Source organism: Ruminococcus sp. 8Y-12, from assembly GCF_058119865.1.
The window spans coordinates 4,589,271-4,611,462 of the sequence record NZ_CM176623.1 but is presented as its reverse complement, the minus strand read 5'-3'; the positions used below and the strand labels follow the sequence as shown (position 1 = coordinate 4,611,462).

Genomic DNA, 22,192 nt, shown 5'->3' with positions numbered 1-22,192 from the left:
GGAGAGCTATGACTTATCAGAAGAAGGATTTGGAATGAAGATATTATACGGGAATAAGAAGGAGGTTCTTGAAGTATATGATTAATATTAATATTTCTGTAAAAAAAGTTGATTATGAAGCTGCTTTGGAAACTTTGTTGCCAGTGTTGTTGGAACATTTATCAAAGAAATCCGACAATACATTTCTGACTGGTATTTTGTCAAAAACTAAGTCGATTTCTGTTGTGGCAGTGAAAGGAGCCTTGAGGGCTTTGCCGCAGGAAACCAGAGACGAGCTTGCAGTAGTATGTATTAATTACTATAAAGAGGATATCATCCGTGTCCTTACAGAAACAGTTCAGCAAAAGGGACTTTCCGTGGAACTGGACGATATCACCATCTCTTTACAGGAATCCTCATCTGCAAATTCTCAATAAGAGAGTTCAGTGGGAAAACGAAATGAAGAATAAAAGTATTTTCATTAGGTTACTTGCAGTTCGATTTTGGGTCTAAGTGATAAAGTTAGGAGGAATGAAAATGAATACAGGTATGTTGAAAGGAGCAGTGTATGCTCTTAGTCGGTATTATGTTAGTGGTGATTATGCAAAAAATTTCGAATCAAAAGAAGTTGCGGATATTGTAGTAAACCATTCGGCTGCTGCTGGTATATCTGCTATGGCAGCAGGAGTTCTTCCGGGAGTTGGTGCAATTCTGGCAACCGGAGTTGCGGTGGGGGCTATTTGGACGATGTATTTTAGAATCGCTAAATATTTGAATCTTCACATGGGAAAAGGTACATGGAAAGCTATTGCCTCAGCAGTTCTTACCAATATTGTCACTCAGCTTGCAGGCATTTTGGCACTTGAGCTAGCAGTAGGATTTATTCCGGGAGCAAGCATTTTAGCAGCGGGGGTTGTAAATTTTGGTGTAACCTATGCGGCAGGAGTCATTTTCCTGAAAGCGCTGACCGGAATTTTCGCAGATGGAAAGGATCCGCGCAAAATGGGTGATGAAGAGATGAACTCCTATTTTTCAAATGCTGCCGGCAATGTTAATGCAAAGGACGTGTTTAAAGAAGCAAAGGGAGTTTTTAAAGAAATGAAAAAAGATGGATCTTTGAAGGAAAAAGGAGAGCATACGAATATTGAGAAATAAATATTGAGGTATAGATCCTTAGAATGAAGTAAAAAGATATACGATTGGATATGAAATAGCTTAAATCCCCTTTTTCTGATATGATAAAAGAAAAGGGGGATTTACAGACGTAAGAGGGAACATATTTATAGTCTATTAGAGGATGAGGGAGGAAAGAGATGAAGAAAATTAATTTTTTGGTATTGGCAATTAGTATTATTCTTCTCAGCCAGGGGCTTCCACTAAAAAGTATTGCCGGTGAAGTGCAGATACCTGAGCAGGTAGAAGAGAATCAGAAGCTGGATAAGCCGGGGCAGAGTTTTACTGTGGATAATCTGGAATTTGAGACGGTTGGTGAGGGGACAGTAATGTTCAAAGGACTGGGAGCCGAATATAGAGGTACAGATTTGATAATTCCAGAGATAGTGACCTATGAAAAAATGTTTGTACAGTGGTTTCAATTGGAAGAAAAGCTTTGTCGAATGAGAAGGAGCTAACCTCAGTTATTATCCCCAATGTGGTAACGGAGATTGGAGAGTCTGCCTTCGAAATGTGCTCAGGAATAAAATCTATATCTTTTCCGGAGAGTGTGACAACTATCGGAGTCAATGCATTCAACGGATGTGCAGGGGTAACGGAAATTGTACTGCCGCCGAATTTGGTAAATATAGGAGTAGGAGCATTTGCTTACTGCAGCAATGTTAAGAAAATCCAATTTAACAGTAAGATTACGGAGCTGCCTATGTATATGTTCAGCAACTGTACCGCATTGGAATCGCTGGTAATTCCCTCTACAATTGTAAAGATTAATGGCTTTGCATTTGGAGACTGCAAAAATTTGAAAAATCTTGAAATACAGTATCCAGTGGTATGTCTGGAACAGAATGCTTTTTATAACTGTACAGGGCTTGAAAACGTAACCGTTTATGGACATGAAGCTGGAAAAAGCATGATGTCGGCATTTCCCGGAAATCTAAAAAGGATAACTGTTGCAGGAGCAATGACGACAGTACCGGAAAATATGTTTTCAAATTTTTCATCCCTAGAGGAGGTTGATATGCCAGACACCATAACGGAGATTGGGAAAAAAGCGTTCAATAATTGTACGAACCTGAAAACATTAAAGCTTCCGCCTAAACTTGAAAAAATTGGGGATTGGGCATTTGCGGGCTGTAAGGCATTGCTAATTCCGGAATTTCCAGATAATCTTGAGTATATTGGAGAGTATGCGTTCAACGAATGTGAAGGACTAGAGAAAATTATATTACCGGATACTTTAACCCATATAGGCACAGGGGCATTTGCGTACTGCAGTAATGTTAAGAAAATCCAATTTAACAGTAAGATTACGGAGCTGCCTATGTATATGTTCAGCAACTGTACCGCATTGGAATCGCTGGTAATTCCCTCTACAATTGTAAAGATTAATGGCTTTGCATTTGGAGACTGCAAAAATTTGAAAAATCTTGAAATACAGTATCCAGTGGTATGTCTGGAACAGAATGCTTTTTATAACTGTACAGGGCTTGAAAACGTAACCGTTTATGGACATGAAGCTGGAAAAAGCATGATGTCGGCATTTCCCGGAAATCTAAAAAGGATAACTGTTGCAGGAGCAATGACGGCAGTACCGGAAAATATGTTTTCAAATTTTTCATCCCTAGAAGAGATTGATCTGCCAGACACCATTACGGAGATTGGCAAGAAAGCATTTTATAATTGTACGAATCTGAAAGCATTAAAGCTGCCGCCTAAACTTAATAAAATTGGGGATTGGGCATTTGCGGGCTGTTCACATCTCAGGGAACTCAAGCTGCAGGAAGGGCTGGAAAGTATAGGAGCATATACGTTTGGAAACTGTGATTCCCTGGAGAGTGTGGAGATGCCAGACACTCTGAGACACGTTGGAAATCAGGCTTTTCAAGGATGCACCTCTCTAAAAAAGGTTGTTTTATATGATACGATCGAACAGCTGGGAAGTCTTTGCTTTGCAGCTGATCCCGCAGAGATAGAAATCCGATACAGTGAGGGAATTATTAAAAAAGAAGCCTTTGCCAATTCGGAAGCAGTTAGTTTTATCCTGGGGGAAGGAATTCAAAAAATTGAAGAGGGAGCATTTTGGTATAATGAAAAGCTTTATCTGGTAGCGTTACCTGAATCCATGAAAGTTATTGCAGGGGATGCATTTTTGGGTTGTCCAGGTTTAAATATTTTGTGTAAAAATCAGTTTTGCTGCGAGTATGCGGCCAGTCATGATATCCCATTTCAAGTAGAGAGCCAAGAGACATCCCAGGCTCACATACAAATCCGGGATTCATTTTGGAATGAGGTGGGGGATGATTTTACTGTGAAATGGTATGAGGGGGACAGCCAAACTCCATTTGCGGAAGGAACAACCCTTTACCAGTATGATCCAGACCAGGAATACCAATTTGAAATAGTTCTGGGTGAGACTCTTGGAAAAATTTATTGGGAGCCAAAGAGGGAAATAGCACAATTTGACAAGGTAACGAAGAAAATAACAATACAGCTTACGGAAATGGAACTAACAGAGATCCAGGGGACAGTTAGGGATAGCGGGGGAGAAGCTCTCAGTGGAGTACAGTGTACCTTTACACAGAGGCTGAATGACAGATATGAGGAGACCTCTGTCATTCAGACAGATACAGCTGGGCATTTTCAGATACAGGTCAGAGAATGCAATGTAAAGGCGGAATTTTTCCAAGAGGGATATAGGCAGTATGGGACATCTGGCATTCTGGAACTTATGCAAAAAAGAGGTCAGAAGGAGTTGGAGATATTGCTGAACAGGCTTCCGGATAGGAAAATCACGGTAGAAATGAACCGGGTTGTCCCTGGGGAAGGAGGAGCAGAGGAATCCGTAGTATATTCGGGCGATATAGCGCGATTTAAGTATACACTTGTGAATGTGACAGATGACCATGAGATTACAGACTGTGTTCCGCAAAATAGTAATCTGTGGTTTCTGGACAATGGCACAGAACTCGGGGACCATCTTAAACTGACAGTCGTAGATTCCCTGGGAGAATTTGCAGATGCAGCAACAGAATTTACTTTAGGGGAGAGAGGCGGAAAAGCAATATTCAGCCTGATTCGGCGTGGATCTCTCTACGCAAAATTAGAGGGGGATGAGGAATGCCAAATATCTATTTTTGACAAATCCGGAAAGCTGGCTGCTTCTGAGACTGCCAGTCGTGAGTACTACAGTAAATGTTTGCAGCCTGGAGAATATCGGTTTGTTTTTATGAAGAGAAGTCCACTATTCTATACCGTTTCCGAGATTGGGAAGCTAAAGGAGTTAGGATTTGAAAAAGGGAAGGACTATCTGGAGAGGAGTTGTGAAATAGAGGACGGCAGAGTGATTGATGCCGGGATATTGGAAATTTCATCACTAAGAAATGAGCGTTTACAGTATACTTTAGAAGATGAGACCTATCTTACCTGCAATAGCCGAAAGATTACGGTAGGAACAATGGTATACGTAAAACTTGCTTTTCAAATTGCTCCGGCTTATTCTGTTTCCGAGCAGATTGTGTCTTTAGAACTTCCTGAGGGAATCTCTGTGGCGGGAAATAGTGTGACATGGAATGGAGAACAGATTCCCTATACATCTTTGGGCCACACAGTAACAGTTCCTGTTCGGGAAAATGGGGGGACTATAAGGCTCTGTGTGTTGGCTCAGGAGTCAGGGGAAAAGGAGATCACAGCTTATCTGTCTTTTTTAAACCGGGAAACACAAATTAAACAGCCTCTTGGGACGGAGACGCTGAATGTTTTACCTATGGAGTTTTCAGCCCCTTCCTATACGGTAGATGGAAAGGTTGCTGTGTCTGGAATCACGGTTCCCCTTTCTGAGGTTGCAATATATGAGAACGGAACAGTAAGGGGGGTTACGACATCCAATTATTGTGGTAATTTTTCCTGCGATGTGGAGCTGCCGGCAAAGTATACTCTGTATGCAGGAGTGAAGGTTGACAGAAAGGAAGTTTATTCGGAAAGAAAAAGTGTCTTGTACAGTTCTGGAATCGTGAATGTAAAGAAGGTGACAGCTTTTTATCGGAGGGATATACTTCAGTTCGACTTTAAAAGTTCTTCGCAAAAAGTACCATACTATACGTATATCCCAGGAAACACTCCGTTCACCTTTGTGACAGAGCTGGAGGGGGAGGTGAACGGCGAAGAAAGTGTATCCATTTATACGAAAGACAGTTCAGGGAGTGTGACGAAGGTTCCTTTATCCTATGACACTTTGACAGGAAACTGGGTTGGCACCCGTCTGTATGATGTGAATCATCTACCTAAGGAAGTCAGAGCGGTGGCTGGCAGCCCCAAAAATTATTTTGAGAGTATCTGTGCCGACAATATGGACTTTGACAGTTATGATTATACGATACTGCGTAATACTGAGGATGTATTCGAGATATGGATGGAGAAAAAGGGAATAGCAAGCCATATCCTGTATCAGCTGCTGAATGAGGCGGAAGCGGAGGCGTATTCGGAAGAGAAACTACTGCAAAGGGGATATGAGGCTATACACGAGCAAGATGGCGCTATCCTTTTTATGCCTAAAGAATCCACAGCGCTGAACAGTATTTTTTTCACATGCCCTTTGCTGGATGGAAGATATCTTGTAATGGCAGCATCCGCAGAGGAGACAGCCGGTGGGGATAAACCTTCTATGAGAGAAAAAGGACATGGCGAAACACATTTAAAAGGAAAAGTTACCAGAGCTCAGAAGAATGTACCCCCCATACGAAATGACTGTAAGAATCTGACGGCGGATCAGATAATAGCCAAGATGAAGCTGGCGGAAGAGGAACTGAGAGGTACCAATGATGGATTGTCTTATAGTGATGCGCTTGAAAAGATGCGCCATTTAAAAGTACTTGGCGGGGCTGCTGTGGCAGCCGGGTCTGTGAGTGTAGTAATGACGGCTAAGTCGGGTCCCAGAACAAAGGTTGATATTCTACTAGATGATTATAATGTGGCGGACACTCTTAAAAGCGGTATGGGTGACGCACTTAACAGACTTGGGTCAGCGGCTGTAGGATGGCTGAATGTTGGATATGGGTATCTCGTTAATGACGGTTACATAACTGAGGAGGATTGTAGTGGAAACCCAGGTGGAGGAGGCGGGGGAGGAAACCAGGAAGATCAGGAAACTCCGTGGAGTCCGGTTAATTATGGAATAGACCCGTCGGGATATGTCTATGAAGCAGTTTCCACAAACCGCCTGGAGGGGGTAAAGACCACTGTCTATTACAAAGAAGAGGAATCCGATGAGGAGGGGATCTTATGGGATGCGGAGGAATACAATCAGGAGAACCCCCAGTTAACCAACCAAGATGGGGAATATATGTGGTTTGTTCCAAATGGCTGGTGGAGGGTAAAATATGAGAAGAAAGGGTATAAGACTGCCTACAGCGATTGGCTTTCCGTGCCCCCTCCAAGAACAGATGTCAATGTGGGGATGGTTTCGCAAAAGGCACCCGAAGTTTTGGAGGCAGAAGCATACCAGGAGGGACTTAAAATAACCTTCAGCCAGTATATGCAGCCGGAGAGCTTGGGGCAGGATACACTGCGTGTTCAGATAAATGGGAGGACAATTCAAGGAACGGTGAGGCCGCATAATCTGGAAAAGGGAGAGGACGGATCTGAATATGCCAGCAGTTTCTTCTTTGAGACTGAGGAACCCCTCCGAGATCGGGTCGCCATTTTAATACAGGATGTCAGCAATTATGCAGGGAAGAAGATGGAGGCAGCGTTTCAGGAGGAAAGGCAGGTGCAGGTACTCCCTTTCAAGCTGAAGGGGCCTGAGACTGTCCGGGTAGAACATCATGGAACAGCTGAAGTGCGCATAGCTGTCCTGCCGCAGGAAGCAGGGGCCGGCAAGGCGATTAAGCTGGAGACAGCCTCCGGGGCTCTGGTACAGGTAAAGCAGAATACGGTCACTGCGGATGAAAATGGAGAAGCGGTATTTCAGATCACGGGGGAACTTCCCGGGGTAACATCCCTGGCCGCATCCCTGGAGCATGCAGATTTGTCCGCACAGGTCGAAGTAATTGTAGGAGAAGTGCCCGCCTGTGATGGCGTGAAAGCGAGTATAGAGACGGGCAGGACCGTGAACAAGGGGAGGGCAGTGGAGCTATTCTGCACAACAGCCGGAGCCAGAATATATTATACCTTGGATGGATCCTGCCCCTGCGTAGCCGGGAGTGCATCACGACTTTTGTATACCGGCCCTGTGATTTTGGACAGAGATACGCATATCATTGCCTATTCAGTAAAAGAGGGATATCAGGACAGCAAGCCTTCAAGCTATGAATACAAGGTGGTGATTCCCGCTATTTCCCTGAATGTTCCCGAGTTGACTCTGTATACAGAAGGCACGGGTAATGCTGCTGTGTTAAAGGCTTACGTCACTGGAGAGGATCAGGAAGTTGTCTGGTCAAGTGAAGATTCATCGGTGGCGTCGGTAAATGAAGGAGTAGTAATTGGAAGAGGTCCTGGTATGACACGGATTACTGCTGAGGCGAATGGGGTCAGGGCTTTCTGCAATATTACTGTCATTCAGAGACAGGGAGAAGCTGAAGAGACCGAAGAGACTGAAGAGACTGAAGAGACTGGTACTCAACTCCAGATAAAGGAACCTATGATTAAACTCTCGAAGGACAGGATGATTTTGTACACAAAGGGTGGCGGAACATCTGAGACACTGACAGCGGAGATAAGAGGTGTAGAAAAGAAGATACAGTGGAGTTCCGATAACCCTTCTGTAGCGGAGGTTCAAGATGGGGTAGTCACAGCGAAAAGGGCAGGTGTTGCAAGAATAGCGGCTAAGGCAAATGGGATAAGCGATGTTTGTACGGTTACAGTAAAGAAGCCAGAAATCCGTTTTGTAAAAAAGAAGATTGTTCTCTACAGGAATGGCACGAATAGCATCAAATTGCAACCGGTGATCACGGGATATGAAAAAAAAGTGCGCTACAGCACCAGTAAAAAGAAAGTTGCCGTTGTTCGCGCGGACGGAAAGGTAACGGCTAAAAAGGTTGGGAAAGCCGTCATCACTGCTAAAGCAAATGGAGTTACGGCGAAATGTACAGTGGAGGTCAAGACTCAGAAACTAACAGTCAGTCAGTCTAGGATAGAAATTAAAAAGGGCCGGAAATACAAAATTCGTATAAAGGCATCCCCAAAAGGAAAATTAATTTACCACTGTGCAAACCTAAGAGTTGCGAAAGTTTCGTCAAAAGGCGTAGTGACGGGCAGAAGGAGAGGGCAGACGAAAATCACGGTGAGCTGCAATGGCGTCAAGAAAGTGATAAAAGTAAAGGTCAAATAAAAGCAGCAGTCTAAGGAGCTTGCGAGCAATGCGCTCGTGTGGGTTTAAGTCCCATCTCCCGCAGCACGAAGGGGTTGTCAGGAAATAGACAACCCCTATTTATTGAATTTCAGTCGGCAATACGATATAATGTAATTAAAGAAATTTCTGACAAAATGGAGGTGATATGTTGAAAATCATATTTGAAAGGGATGCAGCAAAACATATCAGTAAAATGGATAAGCCTTCCAAAACCAGAATCAAACAGGCGATTGATAAACTACCAGCTGGAGATGTGAAAAAGCTTCAGGGATTCGTACATGACTATCGCTTGAGAGTTGGGGATTTAAGGATACTATTTTCCGTTGAAGTGGATACAATAATTATGAGCAAAGAGATGCTAAAAGGCTTGATTGATTTAATAGATGAGGAAGATATGGAGACGATTTTTCGTGTACTGGTAAGATTCGTACCGGAGGATAAGCCGATGCCCGACGAAGTCCAAGCAAATCAACGGGCAAATAAGAGTATTGCCGAACAAGGCACCGTATCCAATGATGAGATTGATTGGAATTGACAAAATTGCTTTAAATTAAATTTTAATGGGCAGATTTTTATATTTTTTAAAAGTCTGCCCATTTGCTGTCCATCTGTTCGTGAGACTATACCGAAAATTTTCGGGATTTATGGAGCGGACTGTAAAAAAATTACCAGTATCTAAAACAGCAGTTGTCGAAACCATGCTTAGATACAGTGCTTTTCGGTAAGTATTACATACAGAGATTTAAACGAATCTGCGGCACGTATCAAAAAGGTAGGGCCAAGTTAAGCAATGAGCTCGTACAGACAATATGTCTTGTACGGGCTTTTTGTACTCCTGAATCATTTACTCACGGTCTGCGCAGTAAATGCGCAGACTTGCTTAATAGTTACAACAGACAGAAAAAAGTTGAAGAATTTTATATCCGGGCAGATAAAATAGTATTACATGATCTTGAGAAGGCCTTTCATTTTCATATAGGTGACAGCCAGGATTTATGGTCTGAAGAAAAAATGACAACGTAACGTAAAAAAGTTATATATATGACGTTTAAAAGTTGCTTATTCTGGTTAAATGTGCTAAAATTTAAGAAAGTTTATGAGAGACGTTATGTTTAAGCAGCACTAAACAGACAAAGAGAAAGAAGTTGGGAGGACAGTATGCGGAGTATATGGAAGAGATGGTTACTGGCAGCAGTGGGTATATGGATGCTGGTAGCTGGAGGAAATACGGCACATGCCGCTGCTTCATTGACAGACAGCATTGTGCTGGTAATGGGGATTGACGAACAGGGACAGATAATGGAAAGCTCAAGCGGCATTATGATTAGCAGTGAAGGGAAGCTCTTGATCATTGCCAAGAGTAGTGATACCTGGAAATCTTCAACCGCAGTGGGGATCTTAGGAACGCAAGTGGACGGAACAGTGAATTTTTTGGGGGATGATGCCAATGCGGGGGTTTCTATATTTTCAGCGGAAATTCCCGATGTACAGGGGTATCCCGGGGAAAAAGCCGTCAGCTTTCAGCAGCTGGAAACAGGGCAGACAGTCTACTATGCAGGTTTTGTACCAAATGGCAACCAGGAATCTTCCCTGGAGGATATGATTGTCATGCAAAAAAGTGAAGTCGATGCTTACGGAGAGTTAGATGAATTTACATATGTGAAGATGAAAGAAGATTTCGATGCCATATTTGCCGGGAGTCCTGTATTTACTGAGGAGGGGAGTCTGGTTGGTGTTCTGGTAAAAAAAGAGAACCAGAAAGGACTTTTTTTACCGATGGATTACTTGATAAACATTGCAGGAAATGAAAAATCTGATTCCTCAGGGGGAAACGGTGAGCCTTCCGATGGCGGGACGGAAAGTACACAGGTGGATATGAGCAGCGGGAATGCTTCAGGCAGCAGTTTTTTTTATGTGCTTATTCCTGTCATAGGCGTTGTGTTTGTCGCGGCATTGATATCCTACCAAAACGAAGAGATCAAAAGAAGAGGCAGAGGAGAGATAGAATTTGCTAATGTGCTGGGATTTGGAGAGGATGAGGTTATCAAACTGAGAGGCATTGGCGGATACTTTGATGGAAAAGAGATTCCAATAAATGGGAGGATTACATTCGGAAGAGATCCTGACAGATGTTCCGTTGTCTATCCCGGCAGCACCAGAGGAATCAGCAGTCTTCATTGCCAGGTGGCGCTGGAGGGCGAAAAAGTTATCCTGAAAGATTTAGGTTCCACCTATGGCACCTATCTAAAAGACGGAAGAAAACTGACAGCCAATAAACCTCAAGTCCTTAATTGTGGGGACAGCTTTTACCTGGCGGATTCAATGAATCTTTTTAGGGTACTTTAGGGGAGGGTGAGAAGATGAATACCATGTTTTTCGAAAAGGCTGCAGAAATAGAAAAAAATTTTAAGTGGAAAGATATTTTTTCCGATGCGTTTCAGCCTCATACGAGAGAAGAGAGAGCCAGTCTCCTGACCAGAGGCATCGGAGAAAATATTCCGGAACCGGGCCATATGATGGAGAGTTGGCAAAAGCCATGGCTGTTTGTGAGGGTGGGGGCAGTGGGACTGCTTCTGTCTGTTTTGTTGTTTGCGCTCTGGAACAATTTTGCGTTTGACGGAGCTACTGTGTTTATGTTTGTTCTTCCGGCGGTGGTGGTTCCACTGGCTGTGATGCTTTTTTTCTGGGAGATGAATATACCAGGCAATATTTCTATATACCAGGCTCTGTTTATGGCTCTTCTGGGTGGAATATTAAGCATGGCGGTGACGGGAGTGGTCCAGAGGCTCTTTCTCTCTGAAATGGTGGCACAGAAAGTTGCCTTTGTGGTAGGCCCCTTTGCGGAGGAGACGGCAAAACTTGTAATTGTGTATATTTTGATAAAGAGATATAAGATTACCTACGGAGTACAGGGTCTTTTGGTGGGAGCTGCGGTGGGAGTTGGATTTTCCGTCATAGAGTCATCGGGATATGCCTGGAATGCATATCAGGAGGGCTTGTCTAAGGCCGGAGAGCTGGTCGAGCAGATGCAGGCTCTGAATTCCAATACCTCCCTGGATATCTGGAGCATTGTCTCTGGCAGCCTTACAGATAATCTTATCCTGAGGGGCGTGACAACAATAGGGGGTCATGAGATATGGGCCGCCATGTACGGCGGAGCCCTGGCACTGGCAAAAGGGAAAGGGGAGTTGGGTGTTAAGCACCTGGGAGACAAGCTGGTGATCATTGCCTGGACAGGGGCATATCTGCTGCACACAACATGGAATTTCAGAGCTGGCTATCTGATAGGTATTCTTCCGGATGACTGGGTGCTGTTTTTGGCCCGGATAGAGGGACTGTATCTGAAGATCATCCTTCTCATTATTTTAGGATGGACTTTGCTTTTATTTATCATGCGTAAATGTATCCGACAGATGGTTGTGGTAGATACCAAGTACAAAAGGGCGCTTCCTGCCAATACACCCCGCGTAAAAGAATTGGAGGTAAAAGCTCCTTCGGGTGGGGCAGCGCTGACTGTGAAGGGGAGCAGCGGAATCCATGCGGGCAAAGAGTATTCGCTCAGTTACGGGGGGAGTCTTGTATTTGGAAGAAATCCGGAAACATCCGGGGTTTGTTTTCCTCAGGGAACAAAGGGGATTAGCCTTAATCATTGTGAAGTTAAATGGAAGGAAGGCTTTCCGGTATTGATTGACAGGAATTCCACCTATGGGACTTATTTTGGCAATGGACAGAAACTGGAGCCAAATGTTCCATATAAACTGAGAGATCATGTGAAGTTCTATCTGGGCAGCAGTGAAAACGAGTTTACTATACATATCAAATAATGGGAGGAAAAAGATGGAATTAAAGAAATGTCAGGAAGGACATTACTACGATGGATCTATTTATGAGGAATGTCCCGTATGCAGGGAAGCCAAGGCTGGAAATGTCAATGGAGGTACAATGCCGCTTCACAGCGGCGGAACCAGCCATACCATCCCCTTGGGCACGGCAGCCGCCGCAGGTCAGACGGCTTCGATGGGAGGAGGTCAGACAGCTCCTCTGGAGGGAGGGCGTACCGCTCCGTTTGGAGCAGGTCAGACGGCGCCTGTTCGAAGCGGATTTACAGCTCCTCTTACCGGCAGCGGATGCAGTGAAGGAGTAAGGGACAGCGGCCAGACCATAGCGCTTGTGCAAAAGGAAATGGGCATTGATCCCGTTGTGGGATGGCTGGTCTGCATCAGCGGAGTGGAAAAGGGAAGGGACTATCGCATCCACTCGGATAATAATTTTATCGGCAGGGGGGAGACCATGGATATCTGCCTGCGGGGAGATGACACCATCTCCAGGATCAACCATGCGGTGATCAGCTATGACACAAGAGAGCGCATTTTTTATTTTTCGAGGGGAGACGGCAGGAGTATCGTGCGTCTGAATGGGAAGGCAATGTTCGAGACAGCCGTTTTGCAGCCCTATGATGTGATCGAAATCGGAAAAATGGAGTTGATTTTTATACCCCTGTGCGGAGAAAGGTTTGAGTGGAAAGATGACGAGTAGTTCTGGTGATATCGAACAGGGCTTAAAAGAGAATAGAGATACCCAGGTTCTGTCTGAAGCTGAGACAGAGCCGGTATCCGAAACAAAGAGAAATTCTCAGCCTGAGATGACAGGCCAACGAGAGACGGAGAAGGGGCTGCCTGAAACAAAGCTGGAGAGTGAACTGCAGACGGAGACTGGGGTTACAGATAGGGGAGAAGGGAGGGCGGACAGCTCTCCCTATGTATTTCTATGGGTCGCTGCCGGTATGGGAATCGTCCTTCTGGGTGCAGCATTTTATCTGCTCGTGAATCAAAAAAGAAAAAGGAAAAGGCGTGAGTGGAAAGTGAGAAAAGAACAGGCGCAAAAAAATGAAAGGGATTCCATAGAATGGCAGGAGCAGGATATGGAGCCTTTCCACACTCATGGACTTCAGGAAATACCGAGGACGGAGAGAGATGAGAAACGTCCGCATGGAATTTATGTTGGAAAGGTACATGACATAGGAAAACGCAGCAGCCAGCAGGACTCTTTTGGAATTTCCGAATGCAGCCAGATAGACCAAAAAGGAGTGTTTGCAATTGTTGCGGACGGCATGGGAGGCTTGGCAAACGGCGGAGAGATCAGCGCGATGGTTACCCTGTCCATGATGAGCCGGTTCGACAGTCAGACTATGCAGGGGCCTTTGCAGCAGGAACTTCTGCAGATGTTAAACAGTGCCAATGACGAGGTAAATCAGGTACTGGGAACTTCCGGAAAGGGAAAGAGCGGCTCCACAGTCGTTGCTGTTCTTGTACAGAAGGATGAGCTGTACTGGATTGCAGTGGGAGACAGTCATATCTATCTCTACCGGAACGGAGCTCTGATGCAGGTGAACAGAGAACATGTCTACGGTGTGGAACTTGACGAGCAGGCAGGCCGAGGGGAAATTTCATTTTCGGCGGCAGCTTCCGATCCGCAGAGAAAGGCATTGACCAGTTTTATTGGAATAGGAAAATTGAAAAAGATAGACCGCAATATCAGACCCCTGAAGCTTTTGGAGGGAGATAGGGTTCTTTTGATGAGCGATGGGGTTTTTGGCACACTATCAGATGGGGAGATTGCGGAGGCCATGCATGCTCCGGCCGAGATGAGCGGTGAGATACTGGACCGCATGATCCGAAGCAAGAATCTGGCAAATCAGGACAACTATACAGCCATTATATTGGAATATATGTAGGTGATGCATATGTTTCCGGATTTTGACTGTTTATGTTTAAACTGTATGAACGCATCCATGGTCAGAGGCGTCTGCTGCTGCTGTAAAAAACCAGCGGGTTTTGCACAAAAACCTGCCTTTGCGCTGCCGCCAGGGACAATCCTGGACGGTTCCTATCTGATCGGTGCTGTGCTGGGATGCGGAGGATTTGGTATTACCTATATTGGAATGGATCTCAAAAGCGGCAGTAAAGTGGCAGTTAAGGAATTTATGCCTCACGGATTGGCAGGAAGAAATCCGGGAAGCCTGAAAATCTGCGCAAAGGGCCAAAAGGAGGCCTTCCAGTATGGCCTGAAGCAGTTTGTCAATGAGGCCAGAACCATATACCGTTATCGGGAGCATCCCCATATCGTGCATGTTATGAAAATGTTCCAGGAAAATCAGACCGCTTACTTTGTGATGGAGTATCTTCAGGGAGAAGATTTTAAGCAGTTTTTGAGGCGCAGCGGCGGTAAGACAGACTTTGAGATGGTAATGAAAGTAACGCTTCCTATAATGGACGCATTGGAGTACATTCACCGTGATCATGTGATTCACCGGGATATCAGTCCGGACAATATTTACATAGGCAATGGGGAGCAGGGAGTCAAGCTGATTGATTTTGGCGCCGCCAGGATGGCGGTGGCAGGACAGAGCAAGAGTCTGTCTGTCATTCTGAAAAAGGGATTTGCACCTGAGGAACAGTACCGTTCAAAAGGGAAACAGGGTCCATGGACAGATATCTATGCCTTGGCAGGGACCATGTATTACAGCCTCACGGGCATCATGGTGCCGGAGGCGCCGGAACGGATGGCGGATGACCAATTAAAGGACATAAGGATTCTGGAGAAAGGCATACCGGAACACAGCGCATATGCCATTATGAAAGCCTTAGCGGTAAAGGCAAAAGACCGGTATTCGTCTGTGGAGTCCTTTCGCAAGGCGCTGCTGGGATACAGTGAACGGCAGGAAAACAGAAGAGGCAGCTTTTGCATTCCCACAGTCAGGATTATATGCAGACATGGGTATTTTTCAGGTGGTGTGATCTGTCCGGAGGGAGAGATTACGCTCGGACGGAATCCCTATGAATGCCAGTTGGTGTTTCCATCGTATGCCAGAGGAGTGAGCAGTATGCACTGCCGTATCGTGACTGCGGGAGATGAGACGGGAAGCAGTGTTTTTCTGGAGGATCTGGGCTCTACTTATGGAACATGGCTCAACGGAAGACGGATGCTGCGGGGAGAGCTGATGCCACTGAGAGACGGGGATCAGTTTACAATTGGAGAAAATCAGTTATTCGAAGTACAGAAGTACGTGTAATTAACGATACCAAGTTTTTAACTATTTATAGGTCTGTGCACTTACTACACAGTTGCAGAAGCTTAATATTGGGAGGAAACAACATGTTCAGAGTAGCCAGTTACACAAATCAGGGGGGAAGGGATCACAATGAAGACAGTGTGGAAGTATCCGCCTGCAAAGAGAGACAGTGTCTGGTGGTTGCAGACGGTCTTGGCGGCCATGGGGGAGGTGAGATCGCTTCCAGAGAGGCGGTTCAGATTCTCATGAGGGAGTTTACAAGGTGCTCCTCTCCAGATAGGGACTGGGTGGAAAACGTGTTTGCGGATGCCAACCGAGAGGTCATGAAAAGACAGACGGAGAACTGCAAAATGAAGACCACCTGTGTCAGTCTGTTTGTGGAGGGCAGCCGGGCGGTCTGGGCGCATCTGGGAGACTCCAGACTGTACCATTTTGTCAATGGCCAGCTGGATTTCTGTACCAGTGACCACAGCGTATCCCAGATGGCGGTTTTGTCAGGGGAAATCACCAGGGATCAGATCCGTTTTCATGAGGACCGCAACCGTGTGCTGAAAGCCTTTGGCATAACGGATCAGGTCAAGCCGGACATTACCGAGATTCCTGATCTGGGAAAAGATTTTCATGCATTTTTACTGTGCAGCGATGGTTTTTGGGAATACGTGCTGGAGGGGGAGATGGAGATTGATCTGGAAAAGACAGATTCTCCGGGCGTCTGGATACAGTATATGTGTGAGAGACTCCGAAAAAGAGTCGGAGAAAAGCACGACAATTACACAGCTGCGGCTATGTTTTATGCAGAAGGGAGAACTGTGATATGAAAAGAGGGATTGAATGGAGGCTCTGCAGTCTTTTCTTTTGTCTGTGGCTTTTAGCAGGAGGTATCCAAGCCTCTGCCCGGGAGGCATTGGATATAAATCTGGAAAGTGTCTGTGTGGAGGAGCAGAAGCTCCATATCTATGTCAATGACAATCTGAAACGGGATAAAGAGCAGCAGGCAGATGGGGAACAATATACAGTTACGCTGGGAACGCAGGAGCTTCCTGTCACAGACATTCGTAAGTTTAAGGACAGCAAAGAGGCAGCTTCCTATATCTTTTTGGCGGATGTCTCTGGATCTATAGGGAAACAGAAACTCACACAGATGAAGGAATATTTAAAGCTGGTGAGCAATGAACTTCAGGAGAATGACAGGGTTTGCGTGATGACTCTCGGAAATACGCTTCATTCCAGTGGGTTTCTCTCCGGAAAGGAAAATATTCTGGCTGCTGTGGAAGAAATCCAGGGCCTTTCCGAGGATACCAATCTCTACTATGGAATATCGGAATCTTTGAAGCTGTTGGAGACCGGGGAAGCCTATGACGGTAAAAAAATACTCCTTGTAGTGTCAGACGGTGAGGATGAGCAGGCCACGGGAATTACCAAAGAGGAGGTGGATGTCCAGATCAGGGAAGGAGAGATACCTGTGTTTACCACAGCCATTCTGGAGGAGGGGGCCTCTAATCCGAAAATGGAGTTTGCAAAGCTGTTGGGAAGCTTCGCAAGGCTATCGCCCGGAGGAATCCATACTGCTCTTGGAGCCGAGGATATCACCCCTAAGAAGAGTGTAAAAAGAATGATGAAGCGCATACAGGAGAGCCTGATTATCACGGCAGACGCATCGGGCTATCAGCCGGGCAGCGGTCAGGCCTATCTGAAAGTGGCTCTGCATGTGGAAACCGGGCAGGCGGAGGCAGGCAGACAGATAGCAGAAGACAGACTTGCCGTCAAAGAGGCGGAAACAGAGACATCGCCCCAAACAATTAAGCAGAGTGAGACACAGACAGAGGTTCAGACAGAATCACAGGAAGAGGCAGGGGCTATGCTATTCCCCCTCTGGGTGCCCGTCGCAGCGGGAAGTGCACTTGTGGCGGTCATTTTGGTAATTGTAATGGGAATGCGAGAAAGCAAGAGGCGGAAGAGAGAAAACTTTGCACAGGGAGAGGCGGACGCAAAAATATCCGATCTGGAAGTGGATACCGGGGACAGGGTTACGGAAAATCCGCAGAGAGAGTCACAGAAGGCTCACACAGTCTGTCCCCCGGAGGAAGTGCAGGAGAAGGAAGAGAAGGCGACATTCTCTGACACTGGGGAGGACGCTGGACGGGAAGAAGAAAATGAACTCACAGAGGAGGAGCAGGAAGAGGAGACCGAAAGTGAGGCAGATGCCGCAGACGCAGCAGGAAAACGGGATGGCGGACAGGAGGAGAGTGAGGCAGCAGGTCAGGGGGAGCCAGGAATTTTGGTTTTTTTGACAAAGGTAAGCATGGGGGAGGATACCACCTATGAGATCATGGTAAAAGGGGAGACAAAATTGGGGAGATCTCCTGAAAAGGCGGACTATGCATATCCTGAGGACAGACATATGTCCGGAGTCCACTGCGCGTTGACCTGCTTTGACGGGAAGTTGTTTATTTATGATCTGGGATCCACCAATGGAACCCAGGTAAACGGAGTGCCAATCACGAAACCCTATATTTTGAATTGCGATGACATCATACACATCGGTTCATCGGAGTTTCGTGTACATTGGTAGAAAAAGTTGAGAGGACGAGGGAGGAGAAGGTATGAACATCAATCTTTGCATGGGCTGCATGCGTGAAAAAACAGAAAAAGGAGCATGTAAGTACTGTGGCTTTGACGAGAGTGTCTACGAAGCTTCGCTCCATCAGCTTCCCCCCGGAACCGTGCTGAATGGGAAATATCTGATCGGCAAGGTACTGGGGGAGGGGGGATTCGGCATCACCTATCTGGGGTGGGACCTAAACCTGGAAATGAAGCTGGCGGTCAAGGAGTATTTTCCCAACGGCTTTGTGGGCAGAGATAAGGCGAGAAGTGTAACGCTGCTGTCCGGGCAGAGGACGGAATTCTTCCGGAAAGGGCTGGATAAGTTTGTGGACGAGGCCAAGCGCCTGGCAAAGTTTTGGGGCCTGCCGGGGATCGTCTCTGTGAAAGACTATTTTCAGGAGAACAGGACAGCCTACATTGTCATGGAGTTCGTGGAGGGAAAAACGCTCAAACAACTTTTAAAGGAAGCGGATACGGGGAGGATGGAGCCTGATACAGTATTTGCCATGATGGAGCCTATGATGAGATCCCTGCAGGAGGTACATGCGGCGGGACTGATCCACCGGGATATCAGCCCGGATAATATCATGGTTACTCCTGAGGGGAATGTAAAGCTTCTGGACTTCGGGGCAGCCAGGGATTATATAGCAGAGGGGGAGCGCTCCCTCTCCGTAGTGCTGAAACCAGGCTATGCGCCGGAGGAACAGTACCGCAGCCATGGAAAACAGGGGCCGTGGACAGATGTGTATGGACTTTGTGCAACGATCTATCGGGCAGTCACCGGGGAGGTGCCGATCGAATCCCTGGACCGGACAGCGGGGGAGGAGCTGAAAAAGCCTTATGAACTTGGCATACAGATAGGCAGCAGGCGGGAGGATATACTGATGAAAGGGCTGGCGCTGTATCAGAGAGACAGGGTGCAGACGACAGAGGAGTTGATGGAAGGGTTTTACAGGAATGGGGGGGAGATAGGGGAAGAAGAGAAGGAAGAGATAGAAAAGTTAGAACCAGAGCGGGGAGAAGGATCCTTTTATTGGAAAACCTGTGGTGTGGAAGATATGCCCGGGGTAGAGAAGGCAGCTCAAAAAAAGAAAAGAGGGAACCGAAAATGGTGGATTGGGGCAGGTGTTGCGGTAGTAGTGCTCTGTCTGTTAATAGGTCTTGGAAATAAGGGGAATCACATTGAGGAACCATTGGTAACTAGGAATGAAGATGGTGAAACAGTAATTTCATTAAGTGATCGTGGAATTACTGATATTACACCATGGCTCCCCCAATTAAGGAATGCGAAAATAGTGGATTTGAGCAATAATTATATTAGCGATGTAAGTGCGTTGGCAAGTTTGACAAATGTAACAAATCTAAATTTAAGCAACAATGCTATTAGCGATGTAAGTGCATTGGCAAGTTTAACAGGTTTAACAGATTTGAATTTGTGCTGGAACGAAATTGATACCATAAGTGCGCTAACCAGTCTATCAAATTTAGCTACTCTGGATTTGGGGCGCAATGAAATTGTTGATATAAGCGAACTTATAAAAGTATTGTCAAATATACCAAGTATAGATGCTTTAGGTTTGGGAGGTAATAAGATTAGCGATATAAGCTTTCTGTCAAACATACCTAATTTAACTAAATTGGATTTATCTTATAATGAAATTAATGATATAAGTGTATTGGCAAATTTACCACATTTGAGTAGTCTTATGTTGATTGGTAATAGTATTAATAATATTGAAATTCTTGCAAACTTAACAAATCTAACGGAACTGAGTATAGAAATAGATAGCTTCCCTAGCAATTGGAGTGTGTTATCCAATCTAGAAAATTTAACAAAGCTGTCTTTGTATGCACATACAATAAATGATATAAGTGCACTATCCAAATTAGAAAATTTAACATATTTAAGTTTGCAGGGTGGGGGTACAAGCAAAATAATTGATATAAGTGCACTATCCAAATTAGAAAATTTAACAACGCTGAAATGCGAGCTGGTAGGAAAAATAGATGATATAAGCGTCCTATCTAATCTAGAAAATTTAACAGAACTATATTTAAGTCTGAATAAAATAAATGATATAAGTGCGCTCTCCAATCTGAAAAATTTAACAATATTAGATTTGGGTGCAAACGAAATAAATGATATAAGTGTGCTATCCAATTTAAAAAATTTAAAAAAGCTGAATTTGGATCTAAACGAAATAGATGATATAAGTGCGCTATCCAGCCTAGAAAATTTAAATGAGCTGTATTTGAGAAAAAGCGGAATAAATGATATAAATGCGCTATCCAACCTAGAAAATTTAACTGAGCTGTATTTGAGTGAAAATGGAATAAATGATATAAGCGTGCTATCAAACTTGGAAAACTTAATAGAGCTGGAATTGAGTGAAAACGAAATAAATGATGTAAGTGCGCTATCCAACCTAGAAAATTTAACAATATTAGATTTGAGTGAAAACGGAATAAATGATATAAGCGTGTTATCAAACTTGGAAAATTTAAAAGAGCTGAAATTGAGTGAAAACAAAATAAATGATATAAGCGCATTATCTAACCTGGAAAATTTAACATATTTGACTTTGGCTGATAATGAAATCACCGATAAATCACCCCTGGATACCTTATCAGCTACTTGCAGTATATACTGGTAGATATCCATGAAAGAAGGAGAACGGAGAAGATGAACATTAACTTATGTATGGGCTGCATGCGGGAGAAAAAGGGGAATGGTCCATGTCCGCACTGTGGATTTGACGAAAATAAATATGAGCCGGCCCCACACCACCTACCCCTCAGAACTATATTAAACGGAAAATACCTGGCAGGTAAGGTGCTGGGCGAGGGAGGATTCGGTATTACCTACCTGGGATGGGATCTAAAACTGGAGGTAAAGCTTGCGATCAAGGAGTACTATCCCAATGGGTTTGTGGTCAGGAATGCGTCCAGAAGCGTAACGCTCTTGTCAGGACAGAATCCGGAATTTTTCCAACGGGGCCGGGATAAGTTTGTGGACGAGGCCAAACGTTTGGGGAAGTTCTGGGGACTGCCGGGGATTGTCTCTGTGAAAGATTATTTTCAGGAGAACAGGACAGCCTACATTGTCATGGAGTTTATTGAAAGAAAGACTCTGAAAGAGGTTTTGACGGAGTCCGGGGGCCGGATGGACGTGGAGACGGTTTTGGCTATGATGAAACCGGTTATGGAATCTCTTGAAGTGGTACATAGAGAAGGACTCATCCACCGGGATATCAATCCGGACAATATCATGGTTGACGATAAGGGTAAGGCAAAGCTCTTGGATTTTGGAGCCGCCAGAGACTTGTGGAAGGATGTGGAGCATCCCTATTCCGTGGCGGTCAAACCTTATGCGCCGGAGGAGCAGTACCGCAGCCACGGAAAGCAGGGGCCATGGACGGACATCTATGGACTGTGTGCCACCATTTACAGGGCGGTAACCGGGGAAGTGCCTGCGGAATCTTTGGACAGGGTTGCCGGGGAAAAGCTCAAGCGGCCGTCTGAATATGGCATAAATATGGGAAAGGCCAGAGAAGACACTTTGATGAAGGGCCTGGAGGTCTATCAAAAAAACCGCCAACAGACAGTAACAGAACTCATGAAGGAGATGTATATGGATACACCGCCCAGTCCGGAACCGGCCTCACCTTGCGAACAAACTTTGTTGCATAAACTTCTGAAAAACAAAAGATATTGGCAGGAGTGACCGTAGTGATTGTCCTGCTCATTGTTGCGGAAGCTCATAACAACGGGAAATCAAAGAGTGAGTTACAGAGGTCACGAAAATTGATTTTTTAATGAGAATTGCTTAGAGGAAAGTTGAAATGAAGATTTGAGCGGCGATGGAATCATGTACTACGCAGCGGAGAGCGCTACGAGGGATATTGGAAAAACGGGGAAAGGCACAGAATCTACTATGATGAAGACGGAGAAAGCTTCAATGAGACTTGGCCATTGGGGACTTTGGTCACATATCTTATCAGCCACCTGTGAAATAACCT

Annotated in this window: 14 protein-coding genes; all 14 read left to right on the top strand. The window is 45.2% G+C overall.

Annotated features, from left to right (window positions below; genetic code table 11):
• Window positions 1-77 precede the first annotated feature (77 nt).
• The 14 genes from AC0THY_RS18745 to AC0THY_RS18680 all read left to right on the top strand — a co-directional run bounded on the left by AC0THY_RS18745 (window position 78) and on the right by AC0THY_RS18680 (window position 21,897).
• Window positions 78-416: a hypothetical protein gene (locus AC0THY_RS18745; RefSeq protein WP_489992099.1), complete on the top strand. Its 339-nt coding sequence runs from the start codon at window positions 78-80 to the stop codon at window positions 414-416.
• Window positions 417-516: 100 nt separating this feature from the next.
• Complete coding sequence (locus AC0THY_RS18740) at window positions 517-1,134, top strand: hypothetical protein (protein WP_489992098.1); 618 nt, start codon at window positions 517-519, stop codon at window positions 1,132-1,134.
• 158 nt (window positions 1,135-1,292) lie between these two features.
• Window positions 1,293-1,610 carry a hypothetical protein gene (locus tag AC0THY_RS18735; RefSeq protein WP_489992097.1) on the top strand — a complete coding sequence of 106 codons (318 nt, stop codon included), beginning with the start codon at window positions 1,293-1,295 and terminating at the stop codon, window positions 1,608-1,610.
• Window positions 1,589-8,476, top strand: coding sequence for a leucine-rich repeat protein (locus AC0THY_RS18730; protein WP_489992096.1), 6,888 nt, complete (start codon window positions 1,589-1,591; stop codon window positions 8,474-8,476). Before AC0THY_RS18735 ends, AC0THY_RS18730 begins: the two co-directional genes overlap by 22 nt.
• Window positions 8,477-8,642: 166 nt before the next feature.
• The gene (locus AC0THY_RS18725; protein WP_489992095.1) at window positions 8,643-9,032 is read left to right on the top strand and encodes a type II toxin-antitoxin system RelE family toxin; all 390 of its coding nucleotides are present in this window, start codon (window positions 8,643-8,645) and stop codon (window positions 9,030-9,032) included.
• Window positions 9,033-9,655: 623 nt separating this feature from the next.
• A complete protein-coding gene (locus tag AC0THY_RS18720) occupies window positions 9,656-10,843 on the top strand; it encodes an FHA domain-containing protein (RefSeq protein ID WP_489992094.1) in 1,188 nt (395 codons plus the stop codon).
• A 14-nt stretch (window positions 10,844-10,857) separates the two neighbouring features.
• Window positions 10,858-12,321, top strand: coding sequence for a PrsW family glutamic-type intramembrane protease (locus AC0THY_RS18715; protein WP_489992093.1), 1,464 nt, complete (start codon window positions 10,858-10,860; stop codon window positions 12,319-12,321).
• A gap of 13 nt (window positions 12,322-12,334) precedes the next feature.
• Window positions 12,335-13,033: an FHA domain-containing protein gene (locus AC0THY_RS18710; RefSeq protein ID WP_489992092.1), complete on the top strand. Its 699-nt coding sequence runs from the start codon at window positions 12,335-12,337 to the stop codon at window positions 13,031-13,033.
• The gene (locus AC0THY_RS18705; RefSeq protein ID WP_489992091.1) at window positions 13,011-14,231 is read left to right on the top strand and encodes a PP2C family protein-serine/threonine phosphatase; all 1,221 of its coding nucleotides are present in this window, start codon (window positions 13,011-13,013) and stop codon (window positions 14,229-14,231) included. The genes AC0THY_RS18710 and AC0THY_RS18705 overlap by 23 nt, the downstream gene beginning before the upstream one ends.
• Window positions 14,232-14,240: 9 nt before the next feature.
• Window positions 14,241-15,569, top strand: a complete 1,329-nt coding sequence (locus AC0THY_RS18700; RefSeq protein ID WP_489992090.1) for a protein kinase domain-containing protein — start codon at window positions 14,241-14,243, stop codon at window positions 15,567-15,569.
• Between the two features lie 83 nt (window positions 15,570-15,652).
• Complete coding sequence (locus AC0THY_RS18695; RefSeq protein WP_489992089.1) at window positions 15,653-16,387, top strand: PP2C family protein-serine/threonine phosphatase; 735 nt, start codon at window positions 15,653-15,655, stop codon at window positions 16,385-16,387.
• On the top strand, window positions 16,384-18,141 hold the full coding sequence (locus AC0THY_RS18690; RefSeq protein ID WP_489992088.1) for an FHA domain-containing protein: 1,758 nt from the start codon (window positions 16,384-16,386) through the stop codon (window positions 18,139-18,141). Before AC0THY_RS18695 ends, AC0THY_RS18690 begins: the two co-directional genes overlap by 4 nt.
• Before the next feature lie 31 nt (window positions 18,142-18,172).
• Window positions 18,173-20,827: a leucine-rich repeat domain-containing protein gene (locus tag AC0THY_RS18685; RefSeq protein ID WP_489992087.1), complete on the top strand. Its 2,655-nt coding sequence runs from the start codon at window positions 18,173-18,175 to the stop codon at window positions 20,825-20,827.
• A 29-nt stretch (window positions 20,828-20,856) separates the two neighbouring features.
• Window positions 20,857-21,897 carry a serine/threonine protein kinase gene (locus AC0THY_RS18680; protein WP_489992086.1) on the top strand — a complete coding sequence of 347 codons (1,041 nt, stop codon included), beginning with the start codon at window positions 20,857-20,859 and terminating at the stop codon, window positions 21,895-21,897.
• The last annotated feature ends 295 nt before the right edge of the window (window positions 21,898-22,192 follow it).

What these genes read in the sequence shown, in the direction of transcription:
- AC0THY_RS18745 (WP_489992099.1), top strand. Translation starts at nt 78, where the DNA reads ATGATTAATATTAATATTTCTGTAAAAAAAGTTGATTATGAAGCTGCT.
- AC0THY_RS18695 (WP_489992089.1), top strand. Translation starts at nt 15,653, where the DNA reads ATGTTCAGAGTAGCCAGTTACACAAATCAGGGGGGAAGGGATCACAAT.
- AC0THY_RS18735 (WP_489992097.1), top strand. Translation starts at nt 1,293, where the DNA reads ATGAAGAAAATTAATTTTTTGGTATTGGCAATTAGTATTATTCTTCTC.
- AC0THY_RS18715 (WP_489992093.1), top strand. Translation starts at nt 10,858, where the DNA reads ATGAATACCATGTTTTTCGAAAAGGCTGCAGAAATAGAAAAAAATTTT.
- AC0THY_RS18700 (WP_489992090.1), top strand. Translation starts at nt 14,241, where the DNA reads ATGTTTCCGGATTTTGACTGTTTATGTTTAAACTGTATGAACGCATCC.
- AC0THY_RS18740 (WP_489992098.1), top strand. Translation starts at nt 517, where the DNA reads ATGAATACAGGTATGTTGAAAGGAGCAGTGTATGCTCTTAGTCGGTAT.
- AC0THY_RS18680 (WP_489992086.1), top strand. Translation starts at nt 20,857, where the DNA reads ATGAACATTAACTTATGTATGGGCTGCATGCGGGAGAAAAAGGGGAAT.
- AC0THY_RS18690 (WP_489992088.1), top strand. Translation starts at nt 16,384, where the DNA reads ATGAAAAGAGGGATTGAATGGAGGCTCTGCAGTCTTTTCTTTTGTCTG.
- AC0THY_RS18685 (WP_489992087.1), top strand. Translation starts at nt 18,173, where the DNA reads ATGAACATCAATCTTTGCATGGGCTGCATGCGTGAAAAAACAGAAAAA.
- AC0THY_RS18725 (WP_489992095.1), top strand. Translation starts at nt 8,643, where the DNA reads ATGTTGAAAATCATATTTGAAAGGGATGCAGCAAAACATATCAGTAAA.
- AC0THY_RS18710 (WP_489992092.1), top strand. Translation starts at nt 12,335, where the DNA reads ATGGAATTAAAGAAATGTCAGGAAGGACATTACTACGATGGATCTATT.
- AC0THY_RS18720 (WP_489992094.1), top strand. Translation starts at nt 9,656, where the DNA reads ATGCGGAGTATATGGAAGAGATGGTTACTGGCAGCAGTGGGTATATGG.